Origin of the sequence: Bartonella sp. ML70XJBT, assembly GCF_028618425.1 — a bacterium.
Taxonomy (GTDB): Bacteria; Pseudomonadota; Alphaproteobacteria; order Rhizobiales; family Rhizobiaceae; genus Bartonella.
The window spans coordinates 1-24,626 of record NZ_JAQISX010000021.1 but is presented as its reverse complement, the minus strand read 5'-3'; the positions used below and the strand labels follow the sequence as shown (position 1 = coordinate 24,626).

The 24,626-nt window shown below is 46.2% G+C and carries 31 protein-coding genes and 1 pseudogene; all 32 read left to right on the top strand.

Annotation, left to right across the window (positions count from 1 at the left end):
- A partial coding sequence (locus PVV65_RS07950; protein ID WP_273789806.1) for a transposase occupies positions 1-1,154 on the top strand: 1,154 nt, incomplete at its 5' end.
- Positions 1,155-1,476: 322 nt separating this feature from the next.
- A complete protein-coding gene (locus PVV65_RS07945; protein ID WP_273789805.1) occupies positions 1,477-2,508 on the top strand; it encodes an AAA family ATPase in 1,032 nt (343 codons plus the stop codon).
- Positions 2,505-2,768: a hypothetical protein gene (locus PVV65_RS07940; RefSeq protein ID WP_273789804.1), complete on the top strand. Its 264-nt coding sequence runs from the start codon at positions 2,505-2,507 to the stop codon at positions 2,766-2,768. The genes PVV65_RS07945 and PVV65_RS07940 overlap by 4 nt, the downstream gene beginning before the upstream one ends.
- Positions 2,768-3,016: a hypothetical protein gene (locus PVV65_RS07935; RefSeq protein WP_273789803.1), complete on the top strand. Its 249-nt coding sequence runs from the start codon at positions 2,768-2,770 to the stop codon at positions 3,014-3,016. Before PVV65_RS07940 ends, PVV65_RS07935 begins: the two co-directional genes overlap by 1 nt.
- A 14-nt stretch (positions 3,017-3,030) precedes the next feature.
- Positions 3,031-3,654 carry a DUF3164 family protein gene (locus PVV65_RS07930; RefSeq protein ID WP_273757312.1) on the top strand — a complete coding sequence of 208 codons (624 nt, stop codon included), beginning with the start codon at positions 3,031-3,033 and terminating at the stop codon, positions 3,652-3,654.
- A 9-nt stretch (positions 3,655-3,663) separates the two neighbouring features.
- Entirely contained in the window at positions 3,664-4,281 is a 618-nt protein-coding gene (locus tag PVV65_RS07925; protein WP_273755271.1) for a gp16 family protein, read from the top strand.
- Between the two features lie 6 nt (positions 4,282-4,287).
- The gene (locus tag PVV65_RS07920; RefSeq protein ID WP_273789802.1) at positions 4,288-4,695 is read left to right on the top strand and encodes a helix-turn-helix domain-containing protein; all 408 of its coding nucleotides are present in this window, start codon (positions 4,288-4,290) and stop codon (positions 4,693-4,695) included.
- A gap of 87 nt (positions 4,696-4,782) precedes the next feature.
- The gene (locus PVV65_RS07915) at positions 4,783-5,364 is read left to right on the top strand and encodes a peptidoglycan-binding protein (RefSeq protein WP_273789801.1); all 582 of its coding nucleotides are present in this window, start codon (positions 4,783-4,785) and stop codon (positions 5,362-5,364) included.
- Positions 5,361-5,648, top strand: coding sequence for a hypothetical protein (locus PVV65_RS07910; protein WP_273789800.1), 288 nt, complete (start codon positions 5,361-5,363; stop codon positions 5,646-5,648). The genes PVV65_RS07915 and PVV65_RS07910 overlap by 4 nt, the downstream gene beginning before the upstream one ends.
- Positions 5,641-5,979 (top strand): hypothetical protein, encoded by a 339-nt coding sequence (locus tag PVV65_RS07905; protein ID WP_273789799.1) that lies wholly within the window; start codon positions 5,641-5,643, stop codon positions 5,977-5,979. The genes PVV65_RS07910 and PVV65_RS07905 overlap by 8 nt, the downstream gene beginning before the upstream one ends.
- Positions 5,945-6,184, top strand: coding sequence for a hypothetical protein (locus PVV65_RS07900; RefSeq protein WP_273721642.1), 240 nt, complete (start codon positions 5,945-5,947; stop codon positions 6,182-6,184). Before PVV65_RS07905 ends, PVV65_RS07900 begins: the two co-directional genes overlap by 35 nt.
- Positions 6,181-6,495: a DUF2730 family protein gene (locus tag PVV65_RS07895; RefSeq protein ID WP_273718828.1), complete on the top strand. Its 315-nt coding sequence runs from the start codon at positions 6,181-6,183 to the stop codon at positions 6,493-6,495. Before PVV65_RS07900 ends, PVV65_RS07895 begins: the two co-directional genes overlap by 4 nt.
- Positions 6,492-6,848: a hypothetical protein gene (locus PVV65_RS07890; RefSeq protein WP_273721640.1), complete on the top strand. Its 357-nt coding sequence runs from the start codon at positions 6,492-6,494 to the stop codon at positions 6,846-6,848. Before PVV65_RS07895 ends, PVV65_RS07890 begins: the two co-directional genes overlap by 4 nt.
- The gene (locus PVV65_RS07885; RefSeq protein WP_273755263.1) at positions 6,811-7,392 is read left to right on the top strand and encodes a phage protein Gp27 family protein; all 582 of its coding nucleotides are present in this window, start codon (positions 6,811-6,813) and stop codon (positions 7,390-7,392) included. Before PVV65_RS07890 ends, PVV65_RS07885 begins: the two co-directional genes overlap by 38 nt.
- Positions 7,385-9,007 (top strand): hypothetical protein, encoded by a 1,623-nt coding sequence (locus PVV65_RS07880; RefSeq protein WP_273789798.1) that lies wholly within the window; start codon positions 7,385-7,387, stop codon positions 9,005-9,007. Before PVV65_RS07885 ends, PVV65_RS07880 begins: the two co-directional genes overlap by 8 nt.
- 12 nt (positions 9,008-9,019) lie before the next feature.
- On the top strand, positions 9,020-10,621 hold the full coding sequence (locus PVV65_RS07875; RefSeq protein WP_273789797.1) for a DUF935 domain-containing protein: 1,602 nt from the start codon (positions 9,020-9,022) through the stop codon (positions 10,619-10,621).
- Positions 10,614-11,819 (top strand): phage minor head protein, encoded by a 1,206-nt coding sequence (locus tag PVV65_RS07870; RefSeq protein ID WP_273789796.1) that lies wholly within the window; start codon positions 10,614-10,616, stop codon positions 11,817-11,819. The genes PVV65_RS07875 and PVV65_RS07870 overlap by 8 nt, the downstream gene beginning before the upstream one ends.
- A gap of 822 nt (positions 11,820-12,641) precedes the next feature.
- A complete protein-coding gene (locus tag PVV65_RS07865; protein ID WP_273789795.1) occupies positions 12,642-13,700 on the top strand; it encodes a phage protease in 1,059 nt (352 codons plus the stop codon).
- Positions 13,697-14,038: a hypothetical protein gene (locus PVV65_RS07860; protein WP_273789794.1), complete on the top strand. Its 342-nt coding sequence runs from the start codon at positions 13,697-13,699 to the stop codon at positions 14,036-14,038. Before PVV65_RS07865 ends, PVV65_RS07860 begins: the two co-directional genes overlap by 4 nt.
- Before the next feature lie 12 nt (positions 14,039-14,050).
- Positions 14,051-15,016, top strand: coding sequence for a capsid protein (locus PVV65_RS07855; RefSeq protein ID WP_342752509.1), 966 nt, complete (start codon positions 14,051-14,053; stop codon positions 15,014-15,016).
- A gap of 12 nt (positions 15,017-15,028) precedes the next feature.
- Positions 15,029-15,454: a gp436 family protein gene (locus PVV65_RS07850; protein ID WP_273721628.1), complete on the top strand. Its 426-nt coding sequence runs from the start codon at positions 15,029-15,031 to the stop codon at positions 15,452-15,454.
- 1 nt (position 15,455) lies between these two features.
- On the top strand, positions 15,456-15,950 hold the full coding sequence (locus PVV65_RS07845; protein ID WP_273789793.1) for a phage virion morphogenesis protein: 495 nt from the start codon (positions 15,456-15,458) through the stop codon (positions 15,948-15,950).
- Positions 15,947-16,468 carry a hypothetical protein gene (locus tag PVV65_RS07840; protein WP_273789792.1) on the top strand — a complete coding sequence of 174 codons (522 nt, stop codon included), beginning with the start codon at positions 15,947-15,949 and terminating at the stop codon, positions 16,466-16,468. The genes PVV65_RS07845 and PVV65_RS07840 overlap by 4 nt, the downstream gene beginning before the upstream one ends.
- Positions 16,465-17,058: a baseplate assembly protein gene (locus PVV65_RS07835; RefSeq protein ID WP_273789791.1), complete on the top strand. Its 594-nt coding sequence runs from the start codon at positions 16,465-16,467 to the stop codon at positions 17,056-17,058. The genes PVV65_RS07840 and PVV65_RS07835 overlap by 4 nt, the downstream gene beginning before the upstream one ends.
- Positions 17,059-17,070: 12 nt before the next feature.
- Positions 17,071-17,271 (top strand): hypothetical protein, encoded by a 201-nt coding sequence (locus PVV65_RS07830; protein ID WP_273722071.1) that lies wholly within the window; start codon positions 17,071-17,073, stop codon positions 17,269-17,271.
- Positions 17,272-17,274: 3 nt separating this feature from the next.
- A complete protein-coding gene (locus PVV65_RS07825) occupies positions 17,275-17,661 on the top strand; it encodes a GPW/gp25 family protein (protein ID WP_273789790.1) in 387 nt (128 codons plus the stop codon).
- Positions 17,648-18,514, top strand: coding sequence for a baseplate J/gp47 family protein (locus PVV65_RS07820; RefSeq protein WP_273789789.1), 867 nt, complete (start codon positions 17,648-17,650; stop codon positions 18,512-18,514). Before PVV65_RS07825 ends, PVV65_RS07820 begins: the two co-directional genes overlap by 14 nt.
- A complete protein-coding gene (locus tag PVV65_RS07815) occupies positions 18,514-19,620 on the top strand; it encodes a phage tail protein (RefSeq protein ID WP_273789788.1) in 1,107 nt (368 codons plus the stop codon). Before PVV65_RS07820 ends, PVV65_RS07815 begins: the two co-directional genes overlap by 1 nt.
- A gap of 1 nt (position 19,621) precedes the next feature.
- Entirely contained in the window at positions 19,622-22,765 is a 3,144-nt protein-coding gene (locus PVV65_RS07810) for a DUF4815 domain-containing protein (protein ID WP_273789787.1), read from the top strand.
- 13 nt (positions 22,766-22,778) lie between these two features.
- Entirely contained in the window at positions 22,779-24,116 is a 1,338-nt protein-coding gene (locus tag PVV65_RS07805) for a Bgr_08870 family protein (RefSeq protein WP_273722056.1), read from the top strand.
- 9 nt (positions 24,117-24,125) lie between these two features.
- Positions 24,126-24,341, top strand: coding sequence for a hypothetical protein (locus tag PVV65_RS07800; RefSeq protein ID WP_273722058.1), 216 nt, complete (start codon positions 24,126-24,128; stop codon positions 24,339-24,341).
- Between the two features lie 86 nt (positions 24,342-24,427).
- Positions 24,428-24,626: pseudogene (locus PVV65_RS07795) on the top strand (hypothetical protein); the annotation flags it as partial.

Sequence of the window (24,626 nt, the reverse complement as noted above, 5' to 3'; positions counted from 1 at the left end):
CTGTGCGGCTTTATCTGATTGCCATTCAAGATCTTTATTCGGGCAAGATTTTATCATGGCGCTTATCAGATGCTGAGACTTGGGAAATCGTGCGTTTGGTGATTGGGGATATGGTGGAGGCTTATGGGATACCAGAGCGTATGACCTTGGATAATGGGCGTGCTTTTACCAGCAAGTGGATTTCTGGAGGTGTGCAAAACCGCTTTCGTTTTAAGATTAAGGCGGATGAACCGCAGGGTCTTTTGACGAGTTTGGGCATTCAATTGCAATGGACCACCCCTTATAGCGGACAATCGAAACCGATTGAGCGGGCATGGCGTGATTTGGCAGAAGCGATTTCAAAACACCCATTATGTGCGGGGGCTTATACGGGCAATAAACCAGATGCCAAGCCGGAAGATTATGGGCGGCGCGCGATAGGATTTGAAGAATTCAAAGCCCATGTTGGGGCGCAGATTGTGGCACATAATGCGCAAGCGGGGCGCAAGGCGGTTAATTGTGCGGGGCGCAGTTTTGATGAGACCTTTACTGAGAGTTTGCAAGCAGAGGGAACGATAGTTCGGCAAGCAACCGCAGCCCAGAGGGCTTTATGGCTTTTGACTTCAGAGGCGTTGCGTACGCAAAAGGGGACGGGCGAGATTCATTTTTATGGCAATCGTTATTGGGCGCGGGCGTTGAATAGCTATGCGGGAGAAAAGGTGATTGTGCGCTTTGACCCGGATAATTTGCACCAAGATTTGCGGGTTTATGATTTGAATAATCAGTTGCTTTGTTTAGCACCTTGCCTTGCGGATGTGGGTTTTTACGACCAGCAGGCAGCGCGTTTGAATGGGCGTTTGCGTAAAGAATATGTGAGAGCTGTTAAAGCAGAAAAGCAGTTGGCAGCAAAGCTTGCGCCTGATCAATTGGCGGATGTTTATGCAAAAGTTGCAAGGAGGGGTGATGATGCAAAATCCAAGCGTTCTGTTTCCCCAAAGGTAAGCCGCTTGATGCCAAAGAATGCGGGGAATCTCGCTTTAAAGGCTCATGATGCGGTTTTAGGGGATGATGAGGCTTTAGATGCGCAAGAGTTTAGTCAACATTTGCACCAAGCTTTAAGACGCCTTAGCGCTTCAAGTGAGGTGCATGAAGTGATCAAGTTTCCTAGAAGATAGGAAAAGAGAGGGGGGGATTTAAGGGGACCGGTTGAGGTCCATGTGCGGGGTTGAAGCGTTAATTAAAGAAAGGGGGGAGGAGAAGTCTTAATCCATTTCAAAGTCTAATCAATACATGAAGTTTCTAGGTGTCTTTGCCTGATCGGGAGAGATGCGTGGAGTTAGCAAGTTCTCTGATGTGTGAGAAAGAGAGGGGGATTTGCAAGGTTAGCCGTTTTAGTATCGCGTACGGTTTTAAATGTTCATTGAAGACAAAAGACAAGGGGCAAGATTTTAGCCTTCCCCTTGTCGATGTCTAAATCAATACGAAAGGGGAATATATATGAAGTACGCGATAAATGCAACCGTTGATAAAAATCCTTGGGAGCGACCAAAAAAACAGCCCGATGGGACAGCCCAAAACCGCAACAGTGATGATATTGCTTTATGGGATGCGCTTGTGGATTCAGTGCGCGCTTTAGGACGGACGAATGGCTGGACTAAAGCAGAAGTGGCGCGGCGCATAGGTATGCCGGATGGCACCTTTTCGCAGTGGTATGCGGGTAGTTATGCGGGGCAATTAGGCAAGCAAAATGCCAAAGTGCAACAATGGGTTGAAGCGTTAAAAGAAACGGCAGGGCTTTTGGAGATGATCCCTGAAAAGCCAGCTTTTCAAAAGAACCGTATAGCTTGTGAAATCATTGACACGCTAACACTGGCACAAAGTACGGGGGATATGGTGATGATTACGCTTGATGCGGGTAGTGGCAAGACGGAAACCTGCCGCTATTACCGCTCTACCCGCCCGCATGTTTATCTGGTGACAGCAAGTCCGCATACGCGCAGTGTTCATGGTATTTTGAATGATATGGCAGCAGAATTGGAAGTGGTGGAATATAATCCCACCCGCTTAACTCGTGCCATTGGCAAGAGATTAGAGCGTGTGGGGGGGGGAACATTGTTGATCGTTGATGAGGCGCAAAATTTAACGGATGAGGCGATTAATCAGTTGCGCCATTTTGTTGATATTAATGGCACGGGGCTCGCTTTGGTTGGGAATGATGAGATCTCGGGGCGGTTGGTTCACCGTCAAAATGGTCCCTCTTATGCGCAAATTAAAAGCCGATTGGCGATGCATCTGAAACGGCGCAAACCCTATAGTGAGGATATTGCAGCGCGTATTCATGATTGGGGGATTGAAGATGTTGGTGCGATAAAGTTTTTGACAGGGATAGGCTTAAAGGCTGGAGCTTTGCGGCAAATTGATAAAACCATGATGTTGGCACGTATGGCAGCGCTTGGAGATGGGTGTGAGGTGACTCTGAAACATGTCAAAGCGGCATGGAAAAACCGTGACGTGGAGGAATTGGCATGATCCCTTTATGCGACAAAGAATTATCCGATACGCTTGTTGGTCTTTATGACGATTATCAATGCGGTTTTGATATTGGAGAAAAGCTTAAATTGTGTGTTGATTTGGCGTTATTGCTTGAATTGGAGTTGAGTGTTCACCGTTTGGGGGAGGCGGATGCGGTTTTGGAAGCTGAAGTTGCAGAAGTTTTGGCTGAGTGTGACAGCACTGATGCGGATGAGAGCAATCGTGTGATTTATATGGATTTTGGAGGAGATAAATAATGGAACGGAACCCTTATATGGTGAGAGATTGCTTGATTGCTTTGCGCACTGGCTTTTTGAAGTATGAGATGAGTGGACTTTTTTTGCATGGACAAGATGTTCGAGAATTAAATGAGTATTTGCGCCGCTTGGCAGGCTATAACCACATTTTAGGTCATGAGCTTATGCGGTGTCGTTGGCAATTGAAAGCGGGATGTGCGCCTTCTTCAGGGGATGTTGTGCCATTTCGTCGGTTTCAAAAAACATAAGGAGGACATTGGTGATGAATCCACAAATTGAACTTGAAGGCACGCGTTATATGAAGGATGCAAAAGGGGCTTTGGTGCCGGTAAGCCTGATCCGCCCTGCGGATTTGTTAGAGGATGAAACGGTGCGCAAAATTATGGGTTTTGCGAAAGAGTTATCGGCAAGGATTGCACGTTTTAACAACCATACGATTGCGGATTTGAGTGATTTTGATAGCTTGCTTGCGCAAGAATATGGTGTGGAGCGGCGTGGCAAAAAGGGTAATTGTACTTACACAAGTTTTGATGGTTTACAACGTATTAAGGTGCAAGTGCAGGAGAGCTTTGATTTTGGACCACAATTGCAAATTGCCAAAAGCCTTCTTGATGAGTGTTTAAATGAATGGTCTGCGGATGCGCGCCCTGAAATCCGTGCGATTATTACGCGTGCTTTTAATACGGATAAAGAAGGCAAGGTGAATCGGGGGGAGATCTTTATGCTGTTGCGTTTGGATATTGATGATCCACGCTGGAAAGAGGCGATGCGGGCGATCCGTGAAGCGATCCGAGTGACGACATCTAAGGAATATGTGCGTTTTTATGAGCGCGATAGTTTGGAAAGCGCTTGGCGTGCTGTAACCATTGATCTGGCGAAGACGTGAGGGGGTGACATGTCTTTAGCTGTCCTTCATATGGGAAAACGCGCGTTAGGTCTTGATGATGAGACCTATCGCGCACTGCTCTATCGTTTGACAGGCAAGCAATCGGCGAAAGATTTGAACTTTTTAGAGAAACGTTTAGTCGTCGCTGAAATGAAAGCGTGTGGTTTTGAGCCGAATGTGAAGCGTTTAGAGGGTAAATATGCTAAGAAGCTCCAGGCGCTCTGGATTGCTGGGTGGAATCTTGGCATTATTCGTGATCGTTCAGATAAAGCGTTGCTTGCCTTTGTGAAAAGACAGACAGGGATTGATCATATTCGTTTTTTACGCGATAGCGATGATGCATGCAGAGCTATTGAGGCGTTGAAAGGTTGGTTGCAGCGTGAGGGTGGGGTTGACTGGAAAGGGAAAAAGATTCAAGATTCTTGGCAGAAAATGCCAGGATATTTGATTTTGTGTGCCCAATGGAAGCGTTTGAATCCCGATGCTGTGTTTGATGTGGAATCTTTTCATCAAAGTGTTATGGCGTTAAGTGGTAAAGCTTTGGGTGAGATGAGTGGGGGCGACTTTAGAGAAGTGATGAATGTTTGGGGGCGGAAAATCCGTAAAAGTGTTAAAAGCGAGGGGTAAGCATGCATGCAAGAGGAAATCTATAGCGATTTTCCTGCCTTATTGCGTGAAATAGCTGATGTTGCGGGCAGTGAAGCAGCATGGAATATGATGCGGGCTTTTGGTGGGCGAGAAGTTTATATCCCTGGGCGTCTTGAGAATGCGGATTGGTTGATTGAAATTGTTGGGTTTGAAGAGGCGGAGCAATTGATCAACCATTTTTGTTTTAATGGTTCTGGTGTGCGCCTTCTTATCCCCCTTGGCAGAGATGCTGAACGGCGGCAAAAAATGATGCAAGCGCTGCAAAAGGGCTGGTCGGTAGATGCAGCGGCTGCGGTTTCTGGTATGCATGTGCGTACAGCTTATCGCTTGAAGAAGAAAATTTCTTTGCAAGAGCCACAAGGTTTATTATTTCCAGAGTTTTATGAGTATTGAGAGTTTTGACTGACAGTGTCAGGCTTATCTTGGGGGAGTGAGACCCGATAAACTGCGAATGGATTTTTATTCATTGAGTGGTTTGTTATGATTTCAATAGATGCTTCTTTTCTTCATTGCCTTGCGCCTAAACTGACGCATCATGCGCGCCAAGATTTTATTATCGTTGAAATGGCACGAGCACTGCCTAAAGCTTTGTCTTATGGCGCACTCACGACACATTTGCGTGTTGCGCATTTTTTAAGCCAATGTGCCCATGAGAGTGATGGATTTTATACGGTGTGTGAATATGCTTCTGGGCGCGCTTATGAGGGACGGCGTGATTTAGGCAATGTCAACCCTGGGGATGGTGTGCGCTTTAAGGGGCGTGGTTTGATCCAATTAACGGGGCGGAATAATTATCGCCGTTTTACGAATTTTTGGCGCTTAGTTGATGAACAAGCGGTTGATTGTGAAGCTTTTCCAGAAGTGCTGGAACAGTTTCCAGCAGCGCTTTGGTCGGCTGTTTGGTTTTGGCAGATGAAAGGCTTGAACAAGCTTGCTGACCAAGATGATGTTGTGAGGATTACCAAGGCGATTAATGGGGGCAAGAATGGAATTGTGCAACGTTTGACGTATCTTAATCGCGCTAAAAAGCTTTTGGGGCTGTCATGCGAGGTGAAGGCATGAAACCGTCTTATCGGGGGTCTCGGCGTTATTTATGGTGGTCCTTCTGGTTTGCTTGGGGGGTTATTTTTTTGCTCATTTGTGGTGGTTTGTGGGGTGCACCACGCATTGTTGATATGGCGGGCATTTCTATTCCTTCGATGGTGGCGATTATCGTTGGCAATTTGGGTGTGCACCGCGGTTTTGGTTCTGTGGATTTTTCCAATAGCAAGCGTTTTAATAAGCGGCATAGCAGCTCCTATGATGGAGTGGAGATAACGGGGTGGAGAGATAAGCGCAATGTTTAATCTACTTTCAAAACTGTCTTTTGGTTTGCTTTTTTTGGCAAGTGTGATGTTAGCGGCTTTTGGCTTTATGAAAGCGCAAGTTTTAAAGGCGGAAAGAGCGCGTGATGTGTATTGGCGCTTAGAAATTGCCAAGGTTTCCCTACAAGCACAGCTTGAGCAGCAGCAACAAAGAGAGGCCGCACAAAGAGCAGAGCTGCAAGCACAAGGAGTGATTTCTGCTTTAAGACAAAGGCTTAAAAAAATGGAGGAGGTCAATGCAGTATTGCCAACTACTGGCTGTGGCATTGGGCTTGAGCGTGTGCGCTTGCTCAACACCCAAGCCAAGGGATAGTTTTGCTTATCAGTTTTTATCGGTCGAATTGCCGCCTGTTGTTCGCATGGCGTGTAGCCGCCCTGTTTTACTACCAGAGCGTGCTTTGAATGGGCGCGAAGTGGTGCATTATTGGAGCCGTGATCGCACTGCTTTATTGATCTGTGAACAGCACAGACGAGCAGCTGTCAAAGCCATTTTAATGAAGTCAAGGAGGGGTTCGTGAATTTAGATATCAGTGTGGCCAATGGTTGGTTATCGTTGTTGTTATCGATTGTTGCGATTTGTGGGGTTTTGAGAGCCTATTTTTCTTCAGGTGCGCGGGAAATGCTGAAAGATCTCGTTGTGCTTAAAGAGCGTGTACAAAAGTTAGAAACGGAGATGGACTTTTTGCCTGATCGCGATGCGTTGCAAAGATTGGAAGTGAATATGGAGAAATTGAATGGTCGTCTCAACACGCTTTCTGCGCAATTACAACCGGTGGCAGCCATTGGTGAGCGCTTGCAAGAGTTTTTACTGGAGAATGCCAAGAAATGAAAGCAGATATGGATAAAATCATCCGTGAAGAAGCGCGGCTGATTATTTTAAAAGGGCTAGCTTGTGAGCGCAGCGAAACTTTATCGAGTGCGATGATTGAGCGGTTGTTATACAGTTATGGTATCCGGCGTGATCGCGATTTTGTGCACAATGAACTGGCTTTTATGGAAGATCAAGGTGCTGTCACGTTAAAACAGGCAGGTTCGGTTTTTCTTGCGGCGTTAACAGAACGGGGAGCGCGTCATTTAGACCGGAGCTTTTCCATTGAGGGGATTAAGCGGCCTAAACGTTCATCAATAAAAGACGAGGTAAAAGATGCGCAAGGTCGGGCGTGGACGCTTAACGGCGATTGATTTATTGCCGCAAGCTTGTGATCAAATTATTGCTGCGGCTGCTGAAGCTTTAAATGGGCGTGAGAAGACACAAATGGCTATTTATGGTGAGTTTAAAGCGGCTTTGAAGGCTTTAAAAAAAGAAACGGGTTTAAGCTTTTCTATTCCCTCTTTTTCCAGTTTTAATCGTTATTCTTTGCGTTTAGCGGTGATGTCACGCCGCTTAGAACAAACCCGTGAAATTGCGGCAAGTCTTTCTCAGCGCTTTGATGCCAAAGCTTCTGACAATATTACTCTGTTAACAGCCGCAGCGATTAAAGAGCTTATTTTTTCCACGTTAAGCAGTGGGAAAAGCCTTTCGCCAAAGGCTGCTCAAGAGTTGGCGAATGCGCTTAAAGGGGTTTTGGCTGCTGAACATTTGTCGACCACGAGGCGGCAAAAGTTGGAAAAGGATTTTACAAGCAAGGCAAGCAAAGCGGTTGAGGTGGCAGCGGCAGCAGCGGGGCTCTCAGAAGAGACGGCACGGGCTATTCGCGCGCAAGTGTTGGGGGTAAAAAATGGTTGAACAGCCTCTCTCAAAAAGTCATGTCTTTGATCATCAGAGCGGTTTTGATATTTGGCAGGCGAGTACTTTTCCAAAAGAGCAAGATCCTTTGGAGGAAGGGATTTTGATGGCGCATCAACGGGCATGGATTGAAGATAAGTCACCATTAAAATTGGTTGAAAAGGGGCGGCGGACCGGCATTACTTTTGCAGAAGCTTTGGATGATACCCTTATTGCGGCAGCAACGCGTGAAGCTGGTGGCGATAATGTTTTTTACATTGGCGACACCAAAGAAAAGGGGCGTGAGTTTATTGGTTATGTGAGCAATTTTGCTTCAGCACTTACCAGCAATAGTGGTGATGTGGAGGAATTTTTATTCTCTGATCAAAAAGAGGATGGGTCAACAAAATATATCTCTGCTTACCGCGTGCGCTTTGCTTCAGGTTTTCGGATTGAGGCGCTTTCTAGCCGCCCTGAAAATATCCGTGGTCTCCAGGGCATTGTGGTGATTGATGAGGCGGCGTTTCATAAAGATGTGCGCTCTGTTTTGGATGCGGTGAATGCCTTGTTGATTTGGGGAGGCAAGATCCGTGTGATCTCAACACACAATGGTGTGCTTAATCCTTTCAATGAACTGATCCGTGAGGCACGCGCGGGCAAGGTTCCTTTTTCTCTGCATTGTTATCCCTTTGGTGTAGCGGTTAAAAATGGCTTGTTTAAACGGGTTTGTGCCATGAAGGGAGAGGGGTGGAGTTTAGCAGCTGAGCAAAAATGGGAAGAGCAAATCCGTGCTTCTTATGGGGTGCGTTTGAGTGCTATGCGCCAAGAATTAGATGCCATACCGGCAGATCAAGAAGGGGCGGCTTTAACACGCTTACAGATTGAAAATTGTTGTGCGCGAGATATTGCGGTGTTGCGTTTTGCTTGTGTGGATGGTTTTAAAAATCAATCGGATGATCAACGAAGTCAAGCGGCGTTTGCTTGGTGTGAGAAGCATGTAAAACCTCTTCATATTGGGCTTGATCGGCGGCGCCAACATGTTTTTGGGGTTGATTTTGCGCGCAGCGGCGATGCAACGTCGATTGTGGTGATGGAAGTGGGGCAAGATTTGGTGCGCCGTGTCCGGTTTATGGTGGAATTGCGCAATATGCCGTTTGATCAACAAAGAGAGATTTTATTTTATGGGGTGAATGGCTTGCCACGTTTGTTGGGGGGCGCTTTGGATGCACGTGGCAATGGGGCTTATTTAGCGGAAAAAGCAGCGCAGCGTTATGGGGCTTGTGTGAGGGAAGTACAATTGTCGCAAAGTTGGTATGGCAAAGAAATGCCGGCTTATTTGGAAGCTTTTGGGGATGGGTCCATTGTTTTGCCGCGCGATAGTGACATTGTTGCCGATCATCAAGCGCTTGCTTATGTCAATGGCATTGTGAAAATTCCAGACAATCATCGTTTTAAAGGCAGTGACGGTTTTATGCGCCATGGTGATAGCGCGATTGCTTGCGCTTTGGCTTATTTTGCCAGTCGGCAGGCGCCTGAAATTTACGAATATACGCCTGTGAGAGAGGTTTATGGTTTTAATGAAAGCCCACTCTTTTCAACGCCTTTTTTTTCAACGACGAGATCAAAGATATATTGATGGGATGATGAGATGGTAAAACTGGTTGATCAGTGGGGTAGGGCGCTTCATATCAAAGGGTTGGAGCGGGAGGTGGCAAGTCCAAGCATTGGTGGTATTCGTGATGTGTGGTCACAAACCATTGTCAGTGGTTTAACACCTGCGCAACTTGCTGATATTTTGCAACAGGCAGCACGGGGGCAGCCAGAGCAGTTTTTCCAACTTGCCGATGATATGGAAGAGCGTGATTTACATTATCGTGCTGTGCTTGGCATGCGTAAAAATGCTCTCACAGGGGTGGAGCCTGGGGTGATTGCTGCAAGCAACAGTGCACAGGACAAAAAAATTGCCGATGCTGTTCGAGAAATGATTAGTGCACCTACCTTTGTTGATGATTATGTGACGGATTTGTTAGATGCTTTGGGAAAAGGCTATGCGATTGTTGAAACCTTGTGGGACAAGAGTGCCAAGGAATGGTGGCCGGTTGCTTGGAAATGGCGTGATCAGCGGTTTTTTCAATTAGACCGGCGTGATGGCTTTCATTTGCGTTTAAAAGAAGAGGGGTCTTTGTACGGAACAGAGTTGCCTGCTTATAAATTTTCCATTCACAGACCCAAGTTGAAAAGTGGCTTACCTATCCGCTCTGGGCTTGCACGGCTTGCGGCTTGGGCATTTTTGTTTAAGTCTTATACCTTGAAAGATTGGATGGCGTTCTTAGAAGTTTACGGCATGCCCTTGCGTGTGGGGAAATATGGTGCAAGCTCTTCTCATGAGGAACGGCGGGTTCTTATTCAAGCTGTGCGTGATTTATCCAGTGATGCGGCAGCGATTATTCCCAAAGAGATGGAGATTGAATTTATTGAAGCGGCAGGGGGCAGTGGCAATGCGGTTTTTGCCGCAAAGGCGGAATATTTAGATCGACAGATCTCTAAAGGGGTATTGGGGCAAACCATGACGACGGATGATGGCGCGTCCTTTTCGCAAGCACGCATTCATGAAAATGTCCGCCATGATATTGCCAGAGCTGATGCACGGCAATTGGCTTTGACAGCTAATCGTGATTTGATTGTGCCTTTTGTTGAGATTAATTTTGGGCGCCAAGAGCGCACTCCCCTTGTCTATTGGCCGATTTCGGAAAATGAAGATATTAAAGCCATTAGCGATGCTTTAGAAAAACTTGTGCCCTTGGGTTTGCGTGTTGGGGAGCAAGAAGTGCGCAATAAGATTGGCTTTTCGCAACCAACAAAGGGAGAGGATGTTTTAAGGGCTGCTTCTCTTAGTCCTGATGATGAGAGAGAACAAGAGGATAATGCGGGGCAACAAAAAGCTCATGTTTGTGCTGATTGTGGGGGTGCTTTTGATGTTTCTGTGACAAGAAAAGAAGGGGTTGGAAAAGAGCAGGGTGGGAAACATCACGACGAATTGGACCGACTTTCTGAAGAGGCTTTAAGTGACTGGGAAGAGGATTTAGAGCCCCTTTTAGAGCCTTTTAAAAAGCTTGTGAGAGAGGCTAAAAGTTATGAGGATATCCTTAAAGGCTTGGATGAATTGTTGGGCGAGATGGACCATCATGCCTTGGCAGCACGCTTGGCAAAGGTGCAAATGATTGCGCGGGGACTGGGGTATCATGGATGAGGAACTTTTTAAAACAGCACCTAAAGAGGTTATCCGTTATTTTGCCGCCAAAAATATTGTTCCAAGCTTTGATTGGCGGGATATAGCACCAGAAGAGCATGCCTTTTCCTTTACGGTAGCAAAATCGGTGGGTTATGACATTTTGGATGATTTTAAGCGAGCCGTTGGAGACGCCATAAAGCATCAAGTTCCTTTGCAAGATTTTCAAAAAAATTTAATGCCGATTTTACAGGAAAAGGGTTGGTGGGGGAAAAAGACCAGCATTGATCCGAAAACGGGTGAAAAGAGTGTGGTGCAATTGGGCAGTCCGCGGCGTTTAGAAACGGTCTATTGGGCGAATACCATGAGTGCCCATGCGGCAGGTGAATGGGAACGTACACAAAATAATAAAGAGTTTTTGCCCTATCTCACCTATGCTTTGTCGAGTTCAGAACATAAGCGTTTGGAACATGAAAGTTGGGTGGGGTTTACGGCACTTGTTGATGATCCCATTTGGGATTGGCTTTATCCGCCCAATGGCTGGCGGTGTAAATGCAGTGTGCGGCAGGTAAGCCGTTATGAGGCGGACAATTTAGGCTATGAAGAGGGGACAGCACCACCCCATGTGGAGGAGCGGGGTTGGCGCAATAAGCGAACGGGAAAAGTTGAGAAGATACCCGTAGGCATTGATCCTGGTTGGCATTCTAATCCTGGGAAACATCGTGCGCAAAATTTAAGCCGATTTTTAAGTGATAAAGTTTCTGTAATGGGGGATAATGGCAAGCGTATTGCTATTGAAGATATTGTGGGCTCACCACTTTTGGAAGCGATGTTTGAAGGTCGTATGCCGCGCGGGTTTATTCCCATAGCACCAATGATAAAAAAGGTACGTGATGTTTTTGGTGGTGACAATTCTCTTATTCGCTTATCTTCAGACAGTGTGAAACATATTTTGTTAGAGCATCAAGCACGAGCTCTTCATTTGGAGGATTTTCGAGGCGCCATTCAAACACTCATCCGCCCTCATGGAATTATCAGGCGAAAAGGTGTACCGAGCGTTGTGTTTTTGGGTGAAAGTGGTGGGGCGTGGTGGCGCTTAGCGGTTAAATTTGTGGCAAGCAAACAAGAATGGTGGTTGACCTCCATGCATAAAAAGAGCTTCAGAGAAATTGGACGCTTATTGGATGCGGCTGAAAAGAAAGGCGAGAGGTTGTTATAAAGAGAATACCGTAAAGCTCTGTTGGTTTGGATGAGAAGGAACTGGTGTGTGAGGAAAAATGAGAAGGCGTGGAGGGCGGTCAACTCCTCGCAGATCCGGTAAAACCGTCCTGGCATAACTGGCTCACGCCTCGCGGGTAATCTAACAGTTTAAACGTTTAAAAGCAATCTTTTAAAAAAATGGCTTGAGAGAGGCTTTTTCATATAAGACGATAAAGAGAATACCGTAAAGCTCTGTTGGTTTGGATGAGAAGGAACTGGTGTGTGAGGAAAAATGAGAAGGCGTGGAGGGCGGTCAACTCCTCGCAGATCCGGCAAAGCCGTCCTGGTATAACTGGCTCACGCCTCGTGGATAAGATAACAGTGTAAATGTTCAAAAGCAATCTTTAAAAAAAACGGCTCTGTTGGCTTTGCAAAGAAGAAACCGGTGTGTGAGGAAAAATGAGAAGGCGTGGAGGGCGGTCAACTCCTCGCAGGTCCGGCAAAGCCGTCCTGGCAAAACTGGCTCACACCTTATCTCCAATGATATAATGTTTTTAAGCCAAAAAGCAATCTTTTAAAAAAAACGGCTTGAGAGAGGTTTTTTGTGTGGAGTGATAAATTGTACCTCCAAACTTATAATGGCGCTCTATCGCCTTTGAAGTGCCTTTGAAAACGATTTTATGGGATGGTTTGGCACGGGGGTTTTTCTCACAAGGAGAATAATAGAGAAAAAAGTGCTTTTTTAAAGAAATGCTCTTTTGACTGACAGTGTCAGACTTATGGTGGGAGTAAGTTTCATGCATTGTATTGCCAATGACGATTGTAAAGCAATAGGCAATGTATGGAACAGGAATTTCACGAAGATCAAGAAGATGGGCATGCTGAAACATTTTATGCCGCGTTCATTGACCTTTGCCCAGACGTTTTATGCCAAGATATTTTATGCCAAGAGGCCACCGTTAGCCAAGCGCCGGAATGGGTAGAGTTGTTGCCCAAAGCGCCCCATGTGAAGGCACGTGATGGGCGGGAATGGCATTATGACCCACAAAGGATTTTAAAGGCTTTTGCAGCCAATAAAGGACCGCTTGTGATTGATTATGAGCATGGGCAACATCACCGAGCGAGGAACGGCTTGGAAGCGCCGGCTAGTGGTTGGATTGAAGAACTCGCAGAGCGGGATGGTGCGATTTGGGGTCGGGTTAACTGGACCGATATGGCAGCTAAAAAGATTATTGCCCGAGAGTATCGCTATCTTTCCCCTGAGTTTCGTCATTCTAAAAATGGTGAGATTTTAAGTTTGGCAGGGGCAGGGTTGGTGAACCGTCCTGCCCTTGTGATGACGGCTTTAAGCCGTGAAACCCCTTTAACACCCCCTTTGATACCCCTTGTGGTGTCCCCAACAACCTTGACGGAGAAAATGATGGATTTAACAGCCATTGCCAGTGCTTTGGAGCTGGCAGAAGATGCAAAACCTGCAGAAATTTTAGCAAGCATTACAGCACGCGAAAAGGAACGCGTGGAATTAAATACCCAATTAACAAAAGCGCGAGAAGATTTAGCGCTTTTGCGGGAAGAGCAAAAAAAGGCGACGATTGAGAGTCTTTTAGACAAAGCGATTGAAGAGGGCAAGATTTTGCCTGCTGCGCGTGAAGAATATCGTGCCCTTTGTACCCTTGAAGGGGGCATGGAACATTTTAAAACTTTGGTTGAGAAATTGCCGGCGCTTGCCTCAACAAGCTCTTTAGAAGTGTGTGCCTTGGTGCAAGAACATCAGCTTGCGCCAGAAGATATTGCGCTTGCGGCACGCCATTATCAACAAGAGCAGAAAGCACAAGGCTTCGACATCACCATTAGCCAAGCGGTTGATTATATTAGCGAGCAAAAGGAGCGCCAATCATGAGTACGATGATTTTGATTAAATCTTTTCGCACTGCTGGGGTGATCTCGCCTTATTGCATTGTTGCAGCGCGCGGTGACGGAATGGTGGCAACGGCTACTGGTAAGGGTGATAAATTATTAGGCACTGCCGGCTCTTGTGAAGCCAAGGCTGGTGAGATGATTGATGTTGGCCAATGTGGTTGGGGCGAAGTGGTTTGTGGAGGCAATGTTTCCTTTGGTGACTTTTTAACCTCTGACCCAAAGGGGCACGCCATAAAGGCTGAAGCAGCAGATCGCACCATTGGCATTGCCATGAGTGATGGTTCTGCTGGTGATGTTATTTCTTTTAAAATTAATTAAGCGAGGCTTATGATGAACAGACCTTTTCCCATTGATCCAACACTCACCGCGATTGCTATTGGGTATCGCAATCCAGCAGGTTCTCTTATTGGCGATAAAGTTTTGCCCCGTGTTGGTGTTTTAAGTGAAGTGTTTAAATATAGTGAATTTCCCCTAGCGGAAAATTTTACCGTACCTGAACTTGAGGTTGGGCGAAAAGGGCGCCCGAATGTGGTGGAATTTTCTGCCTTTGAACGGGAAGCCAGTGTGAGAGATTACGGGCTTGATGACCTTATTCCCAATTCAGATATTGAAGCAGCAGCCCGCGCACGGGCAGAAAAGCGCTCTCGTTATAATCCCGAAAAAACCGCTGTAGAGGGACTTGCCAATTTGCTGGAATTGGGGCGTGAAGTGCGTGTAGCAGCTCTTGTGCAAAGAAGTGAAAATTACGCACCAGAGCGGGTGATGACCCTTAAGGGTGAAAATAAATTCAGTGATTATGAGAAATCTGATCCTTATGCCACTTTAGATGAGGCGAAGGACAAAGCCCTCGTCTATACGCCCAACACCATTGTGATGGGTAAAGTTGTTTGGTCAAAACTCAAACGTCATCCCAAAATCATTAAAGCCGTTAAGGGGGGTGACACTGCTGATGGTTTTGTCACCAAAGCGCAATTTGCTGATCTGATGGAAATACACCCTGATCGTTTACTCATTGGTGAATCGCAAGTGAATTTAGCTCGCAAAGGGCGTTCGGCACAATTGGCGCGCGTTTGGGGCAATAAGATTGCACTGCTTTATATTGATCCCACCAAGCAACAGGCGGATGGTTCTCTCATCAGTTGGGGCTTTAGTGCTCAGTTGGGTGAGCGTATCTCTGGGGTGATCTCTGATCCAGATATTGGTTTATCGGGTGGTAAACGGGTGCGTGTGGGTGAACGGGTGTGCGAATTGGTGGCAGCAAAAGATGCCGGTGTGTTGCTGCAAGATGTTGTTTAAGGAAAAGACTTAATGGCGTATGCAAGCAAAACATTGATTGAAGAGCTCTGGGGTGATGATTTCTTGAAAGACTTATGTGCTTTTGATGATGAGAATTCTGATCCAGTGCTTTTCGATCAAGCTATTGCCCTTGCTCTAAACCAAGCAAGTGGTGAGATTGATGTGCATCTCTCTCATCGCTACTGCGTCCCGATTGCTGGACAGCCGGCGGCTCTTGGCATGATCTGTGTCAATATTGCTGTTTATAATTTAGCCATACGCCATACGGCACTGACCACAACCATTGAAGATCGCTACAAACAGGCGGTTGAACTCTTGAAACGCATTGCAGAAGGCAAAGCGGGTTTGGGGGTCGATGAACCTAAAATTATGAGTGAAGATGGACCGCTTCGTGATGGGGCTTTTTTCCATGCCAAACCGCGTTTGATGGGAAGATAACATGTCTGTTTCAAGCCATATTGAGATTAAAGAGAGCGGGCTTGAAGCGGCTTTATCCTTTTTACAAAAGGGCGCTGATAGCTCGATGGGAACTTTATCACAAGGGGTTGGGCGCCTCATCCAAGAGAGCACAAGGCGGCGCATTCAAAGCGAAAAAACCTCCCCCCAAGGAGAAAAGTGGAAAAACAATTATGCCCGCACCTCCATTCTTTATGCCAGTGGGGCGCTTTCACGCTCCATTGATATGAAAGCCTCACCAGAACAGGTGATTGTGGGCTCTGGGTTGGTTTATGCGCGGATTCATCAATTGGGTGGGGTTATTTCCCCGAAAAATGGCAAAGCCCTGCGCTTCTTTCTTAAAAGCGGCAAGGCACACCGCTTTGTGTGTGTTCCCCAAGTGACCATGCCAGCACGTGCCTATTTGGGGCTTTCAGAGCACAATAAAGTGGAAATTGTCAAAGCAACAGAAGATTGGCTGGAAAGGGTCTTTTTATGAGACAAACGATCACACAAGCAGGGCGCATTAATGCGTTTCGTGAAGCGGTGATAAAGAGCCTTAAAAGGGCTTTGCCAGATGTGCGTGATTGCGGCTGTCAATTTGGGCGTTTTAATTTAGAAGAGCTTGAAACACAGATGCTTGTTGCGCCAGCTGTGCGTGTTGCAGTGTTAGAAAGTCGTTTAAATCCTATGCCTTCTGGACAGATGAGTGCTGATCTTCATTTAGGGGCTTTTATTATTACCACAGGTAAAGAGCGGGATGTTTCCAGTTGGCTTTTGGCAGAAGCGATAGGGGTTTTATGCCATAGCGGACAATTGTGGGGGTTAACGCATTTGAGCGCCCCGCGGGATGTGTTAATTGACCCCATTATTTCTGCGGCGATTAAGCAGCGCGGTGTATCGATAAGCGTGGTGGAATGGCACCAAGATTTGCATCAGTTGGGACAGGATATTTTTTGTGATGAAGGACAACTCAAAGGTGGTTTGATTTCATGTGATAATGAGGTGTTGGCATGAATGATGCGCATTTGTTGGGCGAGACTTTTCGGCAAATCATGAAGCGCCTTGATGCGCTTGAACGCTGTCTTGCCAACCAGCACATGATGGGGCGGGTGGCGCAAATTGATGGGCATAGGGTGCGGGTGAAGCTTTCTTGTGAAGGTGCTAATGGTCAAGCGGTTTTATCGCCTTGGCTACAGGCACAAGAAGCTGCTGGTGCTGTTTCAAGCAATATGCCTTTAAACATTGGTGATCCAGTGCGCTTATTAAATCCCCATGGCGAAATTGGCTCTGCGTCTCTGGTTGTACGCGATAGTTATAGTGAGGATGCACAAAATCCAGCACGCTCTTTCCAAGAGCTTGCGCTTTGTTATGCAGGGGGCGCTCTTCGTATCACGAAGGATGAGCTTATTCTCTCCCATGGGGAAAACCAAATCCGTTTGAGTGCACAAGGGCTCATGCTTTGTCATCAATCAACCCGTGTTGAATTAACGGACTGCGTGCAGATTCAAGCAGAAGATTTACAGCACAATCAAAAATCGGTTGGTGCAAGCCACAAACATGGTGGGGTCAAAATGGGTCCCTCCACAACCTCTAGCCCTCTTTAAAGGAGTTTTATGATGCGTGAGAATACTTATGTTATTTTAACCAATGCCGATTTTGTTGCAGGTCAGCGTTCACCGGGGAAGGGTGAGGAAATTCGTTTAAGTGAAGAGGCAGCAAAATATCCGCTTCTTCTTGGTCAGATTGCTGAAAAACCAGCACCTGTTGTTTCTGCCCCCCCAACGGTTTCTACCACAAAGACAACAAAGGGGGCTTAAAGCATGCGGTGCGGGATGAGCGAAAAGGATGGCTCTCTCTTATATGGCTTTGAGCATTGCCAACAATCCATTCATAAATGTTTAATGACACGGGTGGGAACACGGGTTTTGCGTCGCCATTATGGATGTGATGTTAAGGAGTTCCAAGATGCCAATGCTGATCCTGCAACGATTTTACGTCTTTATCAAGCCATTGCTTGCGCACTTGATGATCCAGAATGCGGAGAGCCTGGGTTTTCGTTGCAGAGGATTGATCTGACAAAAGCAACGCGTGAAGGCACATTCCATTTTGTTTTAACGGGTGTTTTTTATCCCGATGGGCATTTGGGGGATTGGTCACACAAAGAGCCAATGAGCATCAATTTAGAGGTTGGTGATGACAGAGTTTGAACCTTTACCACTCCCACAACTCCCTCTGCCACAAATTATTGAAGAGCTTTCTGTTGAAGCCATTTTAGAGCAAAAGATCACGCGTTTGACTGAGCTTTTTGCGGCGCATCATATCCCTTATAATGTGGAAAAAACCGCTTATGATCCGGTGGTCATTCAATTGCAAGCGGCGGCTTATGAAGAGTTGCTATTGCGCCAGCGGATCAATGAAGTGGCGCGGGATAATTTACTCACATTTGCGCATGGCACAAGTTTAGATCATTTGGGGGATTTTCACGGGGTTACGCGCCTTTTAGATGAAGATGATGAGCGTTTGCGCCGCCGCATTCGTTTGAATAGACAAGGGCATTCCACAGGGGGTACAGTGCCTCGTTATCAATATTTTGCTCTCTCTAGTGATATCCATGTCAAAGATGCTTTTGTTTATCGTGAGGGTAAAAGCCCGCTTATTCATGTTGCGCTTTTTAGTGACGCCCGTTCAGGGGTGGCTGATGAGGCTTTAATTGCCAAGGTGCAAGCAGCCCTTGATTGCCCCCATGTTAAAATGACCAATGACCACATCTTTGTGAAAAGCGCAGTACAGCGGATGATCAATGTTTCTGCTGATTTTTGGTTGTTACCGGATGAAGGCGCCTTTGTTTTGGAAAGAGCGGAGCAGAATTTAAGAGCAGAATGGGCGCGTGCGCAAAGGCTTGGGCGTGATCTCTCAATAAGTTGGATATTAAGCCGCCTGATGGTTGAGGGCGTTCACCATGTGAACATAACGCACCCTTGTGAGGATATTTTGGTCGCACCGGATGAAGCGGTCGCACTAGGGGATATTGTTTTGTCTGAACGGGGGCGTGCTTATTGATGCTTTCCTCACTTTTGCCCCCGAATTCAAGCTTATTTGAACGTTGTTTTGCCGAAGCAATGGCTCTTGACCCTCACGTTAAAACGGCACTCGAAGAAATACCCCGCGCGAAATTTATCACGCGTCCGCCTTCTTGGTTGCCCTTTTTAATAGACGAATATGGCTTACAAGAATTAAGCCCTTATTTCTCTAACCTTTATGATTTAATTGATCAGGGTCTTGCATGGCAAAATATTCGCGGCTCTATAGCTGCAATAGAGATGGGGCTTGAATGGTTAGAGATTTCTGCACGCTTTCAACCCGCATGGACGGGGCGTGCATGGTGGAACTCCTTTCAACTCTACTTTGACCGGTTGCCTGAACGAAAGAGCCTTGAAGCCATTGAAGCAATTACCGACCTTTCCAAAAGTTTGCGCTCTGATTTTCGCCGTGGTGTTTACGGCTATGATGTGCAAGCTGTTGAAGCCAATATGTCAAGGCTTGATGAGTGCATGCTGGATTTTGAGAGTGGCATCCGTCTTACAGCTGGAGGAACATTGTTTTCCTTTGGACGCACAACACAAATCAATCACACGCTCACAAGAGAAGAAGGCAAACTTATTGGCAATTGGATAGATGATGGGGATGAAGAATTAAGCTGGAACCATATCGATTATCCATGGGATATGGCAAATTTTCCGTGGTGTTCGGTCAAAAAACATGAACGCGATATGCTCATGGCAGAATGGTTTCATGGTCGCACGCTTTATTTGGCTTTAAGAGACGCTGAAAATACTCTGATTGGGTATCGCAGATGCTATGCTGTAGCGCCTGTCGAACAAGCTTTAGAGGGTATTTACAGCCATTGCGGAAACAGATTTAATCCCTCCCCAACAGGCACTCTGTTGTTTCTTGCTGCCCGCACAGATTTTGAAGATGTTGAGGACAAACAAGCCGCCTCTGTTTCCCTTCTCGTTCATGCCACTGTGGCAGAACAGACACCTCCTGGCAAGCTTTGGTGTGAGCCTGATGAACTCAATGGTGGTGTGGAGATACTCAAAACGCCCATTAATATTCCTTTGCGTGCCGATGTTCGCGAACAATTCAAGATTTTATTGAGGTTTTAATATGAAGCATGAAAGTGGTCTACCGTTTGCAATTGACAGATCCGTTAGCAAAGAGGAACAACAAAGCGTTGTCTTTTATGGCACGCGTCCCTTTATTCAAGCGGGAGAACTGAATGAGGTTCAAACCATTATAAGGGGACGCCATGACCGTTTGGGGCGCCTTGTGGCAAAAGAAGGAGACCGCGTTGAACGGGCTGATGCTTTTGTCAATAAAGACACGAGGACCGTTACGTTGACAGAGGGTAAAATTTATATCGCTGGCGATATTTTCCCCGTTGCAGAAGCTGTACTCAATAATGTTTCCATGATTGGACGTGTGGAAATCGGTGTAAAGCTACAAAAAAAATGGATAACACACGAAGATGATCCAGAGCTGTTGGGGCAAGTCCCTGGCACCTTGGCAGAAGGAGAGCCTGGTGCCGCACGCGAGATCGCAAAACTTGTCTGGGCTCTCAAAGATGATGACCAGCAAGGGGCTTTCTTTCCGGTTTATATTTTACAAGATGGTGTTTTGATTGATCAAAAATCTCCCTCATTGCTTGAACCCGCTATGCAAGCTATTGCGACATATGACCGCGCCCATGGGCATTATATCGTGAGTGGCTGCCGTGTAAGCGCATTGGGACCAAACAACGGTTGCCAAGTCTTTAGTATTCAAGAAGGAGAAGCCAATATCAATGGCTTTAAACGCAAGCGCTTAGCCGCCTTGCGCCATGAAGAGCCAGAGGATTTTTCGACAAGCGTTGTTCCAAGCGAAACGCATATTTTTGCACCTCCAAAAGGGAAAACAAGTTTTACCTTTAAACCCTATTATTTTCCTATTGCCGATATTCAGTCTCTTTTGTTGACAAAAGAAAAAACCGTTAACGTCACCCGTGGTGCGGTTGCCTCCGGGCGTGATGGTGTGCCGGATAAAAGCATCACCGCGTTTATCAAAGTCGTTCAAGGAACTAAGGAATTTAAAGAAGGCACAGATTTTAAAAAAACCGGAGACACCATTGATTGGGCACCTGTGGGGGATGAACCTTTAGCGGGGAGCAGTTATAGGGTGACGTATCGTTATCGTGCACGGGTGCAGGCTGATAAAGTCACAGCACAGGAAATCACCGTCTCAGGGGGTGCTGAGAATGGTGATATCATTATCAGTTACACTTACAAACTCCCCCGCATTGACCGTATAGGACTGAACACAGGGGGCAATGTGGTTTACATCAAAGGGGTTTCATCAGACCAACCCATGGCACCAAGTGTCCCTGATGATGTGCTCTCTCTTGCCACCATCACCAACAATTGGCTTAGCACCCCCCTTGTGGTCAATGATGGCACACGTGTTGCCCCTTATGATGAGATGTGGCGTTATTTTCAACGGGTGCTCTCCCTTGACAGGCTGATGCAGTTAGAGCGCATTAAAAGCAATGTGGACTCTAAAGAACCTGTTGCCAAAAAAGGCATGTTTGCTGACCCTTTTCTTGATGACGCTTACAGAGATGAAGGTTTTGAACAAACGGGGGCTGTGGGAAACGGTATTTTGCAGCTTGCCATTGATCCAACATTTTACACCGCTAATCTTACAGCGCCTGTCACGCTTGACTGGACCAATGAAGTGATCATCGCGCAAGAGTTGACAACGGCTTGCGAAAAAATCAACCCTTATCAAAATTTTTCTCCCTTGCCTGGTACAGTCACCCTTACCCCCGCAACAGACTTTTGGCATGAACAGCGCACCGATTGGCTCTCTGGTGTCACCAATCAACTCAATATGGGAACACACCGTGGCAGTAGCGTACGTAGAACAGAAATCCGTGATGACTTGGTGCGTGCGACACAAGAACAAATCGATTTTTTGAGACAAATTAAGGTAAACTTTAAGATTGAAGGTTTTGGCAGTAGCGAAATCTTGGAAAGCCTTAGCTTTGATGGCGTGAATGTTTTACCAAAAACAAAGCTTGTTGCTAACACCAAAGGCATCCTTGAAGGCACTTTCACGATTCCACAAAATATTACGGCTGGGACAAAAAATGTTGTGGCACGGGGAAAAGGAGGAACCATTGCAACGGGGCTTTTTACCGGTCAAGGTGTGATTGATGTGAAAGTGATGCGGCGCACCACCACGGTGAAAATCTGGACACAAGTCGACCCGCAAGCCCAAGTCTTTACCCCCGATGAAACACGTCAAATCACAGGTATTGATTTCCATCTTTGTAAAATTGGCAATCAAAACCATGATCTGGTGATTGATTTGGTGACAACCGAAAATGGCTATCCGACTGCCGATATCCAAGCACAAACCTCCTATTCCATGAAGGGCGCAAAGGGAGGTTGGGCAGAGGCACGCTATGATGTACCACTCCTTGTGATGGATGACCGCTTAACGGCTTTTGTTATCAAGACAGATGATGCTGATCATTCCCTCTCACTCGCCAAACTTGGAGATTTTGATACAGAACACCAGAGATACGTCTCGAGTCACCCTTACGTGACCGGTCCACGCTTTTCCTCTGTCAATGCGAGGAGCTGGACAGCCCATCAAGATGAAGCTTTAGCCTTTCGAGTGCTGGCAGCCCGCTACAGGCAAACAGAAAAAACCGTAGATTTAGGCAGTTTTGATCTTGTGGATTGCTCTGATTTACAAATCCGTGCAGCCGTTGAGTTACCTTCAAGCGAGTGTTCTGTCATCTTTGAAATTGAACGAAACAACGGTACAGTTTATCAACTGCTGCCCTTTCAATTGCTAAGCCTTAGTGAATATATCAGTGAAAAGGTAAAGCTTCGCGCTATTCTCAAAGGCACAGAGAAGCTTTCACCCGTCTTATTTGCCCCTGTGCAATTGATTGCAGGAAAGATTCATAAAACAGCCACTTATGTCACGCGTGCTTTTGCCTTTGGGGAAAAGGCAAGGCTGACCAGTTATATCAAAACCTTTTTACCGGGCGGAGCAACCTTTTCACTAGAAATGCAGCTGGATGATGGCGCTTTCACCCCTTTAAAACTGGATGAGACAGAACAACTCGCTGAACCGCTTTGGACAGAACGAAAATTTATCAGTGGTGACAAAACAGGAAAACAAGCACGTCTCAAACTCACCCTTACTGGTGGACCTTCTGCGCGGTCCATGGTGCGTGATTTTGGCGCCGGCATATTGTGATGGGAGAAAACACATGACAAAAACCAAAAAACTCGACATGGAATTGCCTAAAGAAGGACGCTTTATCAGTTCTGAATTCCCAATCTTGCGGGAAAACTTAGGCAAAATTGATCAAGCACTTGCGGATGTTGAGGAAAAGGTAGAGGGGAAAGCACCTTTAAAACACACGCACACAATCAGTGATGTGACGGGTTTAGAAAGCGCCCTTAATGGCAAGATGGCAGCCGATAAAATCTTCACTTTTGCTGATTTAAGCGATATCGAGGGCGCTAAGGACGCAGCCAACAATTATGTTCTTTACAAATCAAGCAATAATAACTTCACCTTTGGCAGTGCTGTATCTTTGCTTGGTTCTCATCAACATAAGATTGAAGATATCGTGGGGCTTGATAAATTTAGAGCCAAGCTTAATGAAGACCTCACAGCCTATGGGCGCTTAAAACAAGCCAATGAATGGCAAAGTTATAATAAGTTTACCGGCAAAGTCACCATGAGTGGCGGTTTAGAGCTGTTGGGCAATGCATCATTGAATATTACCCATAACAACAAAGTGATCACCAGTTTAAGTACAAGTGGAAGCATGTTGCAAGGACCGCTTAAAGTGGACGGTGATGTTGTTTATACCAAGGCGCAAGTGGATAAATTGATCGCTTCATTAGTCAAACAACCTGTCGAAATTCTTATGACAGAAAGTGGTCCTATTCCATTTCCTGAAGGCATTACCGACGATACCTATGTTGAAGTATGGGCGTGGGGTGGCGGTGGTGGTGGCGGTAATTATAAAGGTGGTGGTGGCGGCGGCGGCGGTTGCGTACACAAAAAAATAAAATGGTCGCAGATCAAAAATACAAAAAATGTTCTCATTGGTCGCGGTGGTAAAGGTTTTTATACCGGTCAACCCAAAGATGTTTGTGGTTATGGTGGCTTTACACGTATTTTAGAATCCACAATAGCAGGTGGTGGTGGTGGTGGAGCTGTCAATGGACATAATAGCACAGGCGCTGTCGGTGGTGTTCAAGGAATTTCACCTGGTGGTCTTGGAGGTGGTTACTCATCCAATAGCAGTAGTTCAAATGGACGTGATTCTATTTTCAACGGTGGTGGAGGTGGTAGCTATGGAGAAAAATCAGGGGCTGTTGGAAATGGTGGCAACTCTATTTTGGGTGGTGGTGGCGGTGCTAGCGGCGATAGCAGCTCACGAGTACGAGAAGGTTGGAGCGTAAAAGGAGGAAATGGTGGAGGAAGTTATAATAATAAATCTGGTGGAGGTGGAGGCTATTTTCCGGGAAAATATGGTGACGACGGTGGCGATGGTGGAGATGGAGCAGTATTGTTCAAATTCTATATATAGGAGGCATTAATGGAATATGCAGTTGTTGAAAATGGTGTGGTAACAAATATTATTGTAGCATCAAAAGATTATGTTCACGTCTTTGATGGAGAAGCTATCCCTTCAAAGGAAGCACAAATTGGCTGGACTTATAAGGATGGAGTTTTTTCTCCTCCCGTAGTGGATAAAGACATAATGGCAGAGCCTAGGGATAAATCACAAGAAAAAGGTGAAGAAGCTTATTAGGTATTCAAACAATAGTGTAATGATAGCTGCTGTATAAAATGGGCTGTCCTTTTATCACTCTTTTAAAGCCCTTTAAAGGGCTTTTTTTGACTGACACTGTCAGTCTTATGAAGCATGATGATGGTTGTTATTGTCTCTTCATTGATTTGGAGAGCAAAATGGCAACAGAATTTAATCATGGTATTCGCATTGTAGAGGCTGGTGAGGATTCCCGTCCTTTAGCAACATTTGATCAAACCGCCATTGGAGCGGTTGTTACAGCCCCTGATGCGGATGCACAGACCT

Coding starts and splice junctions, on each gene's coding strand:
- PVV65_RS07930 (WP_273757312.1), top strand. CDS start 3,031: ATGAATCCACAAATTGAACTTGAAGGCACGCGTTATATGAAGGATGCA.
- PVV65_RS07865 (WP_273789795.1), top strand. CDS start 12,642: ATGGAACAGGAATTTCACGAAGATCAAGAAGATGGGCATGCTGAAACA.
- PVV65_RS07870 (WP_273789796.1), top strand. CDS start 10,614: ATGGATGAGGAACTTTTTAAAACAGCACCTAAAGAGGTTATCCGTTAT.
- PVV65_RS07800 (WP_273722058.1), top strand. CDS start 24,126: ATGGAATATGCAGTTGTTGAAAATGGTGTGGTAACAAATATTATTGTA.
- PVV65_RS07825 (WP_273789790.1), top strand. CDS start 17,275: ATGCGGTGCGGGATGAGCGAAAAGGATGGCTCTCTCTTATATGGCTTT.
- PVV65_RS07840 (WP_273789792.1), top strand. CDS start 15,947: ATGAGACAAACGATCACACAAGCAGGGCGCATTAATGCGTTTCGTGAA.
- PVV65_RS07805 (WP_273722056.1), top strand. CDS start 22,779: ATGACAAAAACCAAAAAACTCGACATGGAATTGCCTAAAGAAGGACGC.
- PVV65_RS07830 (WP_273722071.1), top strand. CDS start 17,071: ATGCGTGAGAATACTTATGTTATTTTAACCAATGCCGATTTTGTTGCA.
- PVV65_RS07810 (WP_273789787.1), top strand. CDS start 19,622: ATGAAGCATGAAAGTGGTCTACCGTTTGCAATTGACAGATCCGTTAGC.
- PVV65_RS07885 (WP_273755263.1), top strand. CDS start 6,811: ATGCGCAAGGTCGGGCGTGGACGCTTAACGGCGATTGATTTATTGCCG.
- PVV65_RS07850 (WP_273721628.1), top strand. CDS start 15,029: ATGGCGTATGCAAGCAAAACATTGATTGAAGAGCTCTGGGGTGATGAT.
- PVV65_RS07835 (WP_273789791.1), top strand. CDS start 16,465: ATGAATGATGCGCATTTGTTGGGCGAGACTTTTCGGCAAATCATGAAG.
- PVV65_RS07875 (WP_273789797.1), top strand. CDS start 9,020: ATGGTAAAACTGGTTGATCAGTGGGGTAGGGCGCTTCATATCAAAGGG.
- PVV65_RS07910 (WP_273789800.1), top strand. CDS start 5,361: ATGAAACCGTCTTATCGGGGGTCTCGGCGTTATTTATGGTGGTCCTTC.
- PVV65_RS07915 (WP_273789801.1), top strand. CDS start 4,783: ATGATTTCAATAGATGCTTCTTTTCTTCATTGCCTTGCGCCTAAACTG.
- PVV65_RS07945 (WP_273789805.1), top strand. CDS start 1,477: ATGAAGTACGCGATAAATGCAACCGTTGATAAAAATCCTTGGGAGCGA.
- PVV65_RS07890 (WP_273721640.1), top strand. CDS start 6,492: ATGAAAGCAGATATGGATAAAATCATCCGTGAAGAAGCGCGGCTGATT.
- PVV65_RS07880 (WP_273789798.1), top strand. CDS start 7,385: ATGGTTGAACAGCCTCTCTCAAAAAGTCATGTCTTTGATCATCAGAGC.
- PVV65_RS07820 (WP_273789789.1), top strand. CDS start 17,648: ATGACAGAGTTTGAACCTTTACCACTCCCACAACTCCCTCTGCCACAA.
- PVV65_RS07935 (WP_273789803.1), top strand. CDS start 2,768: ATGGAACGGAACCCTTATATGGTGAGAGATTGCTTGATTGCTTTGCGC.
- PVV65_RS07855 (WP_342752509.1), top strand. CDS start 14,051: ATGAACAGACCTTTTCCCATTGATCCAACACTCACCGCGATTGCTATT.
- PVV65_RS07920 (WP_273789802.1), top strand. CDS start 4,288: ATGCAAGAGGAAATCTATAGCGATTTTCCTGCCTTATTGCGTGAAATA.
- PVV65_RS07940 (WP_273789804.1), top strand. CDS start 2,505: ATGATCCCTTTATGCGACAAAGAATTATCCGATACGCTTGTTGGTCTT.
- PVV65_RS07860 (WP_273789794.1), top strand. CDS start 13,697: ATGAGTACGATGATTTTGATTAAATCTTTTCGCACTGCTGGGGTGATC.
- PVV65_RS07815 (WP_273789788.1), top strand. CDS start 18,514: ATGCTTTCCTCACTTTTGCCCCCGAATTCAAGCTTATTTGAACGTTGT.
- PVV65_RS07925 (WP_273755271.1), top strand. CDS start 3,664: ATGTCTTTAGCTGTCCTTCATATGGGAAAACGCGCGTTAGGTCTTGAT.
- PVV65_RS07905 (WP_273789799.1), top strand. CDS start 5,641: ATGTTTAATCTACTTTCAAAACTGTCTTTTGGTTTGCTTTTTTTGGCA.
- PVV65_RS07845 (WP_273789793.1), top strand. CDS start 15,456: ATGTCTGTTTCAAGCCATATTGAGATTAAAGAGAGCGGGCTTGAAGCG.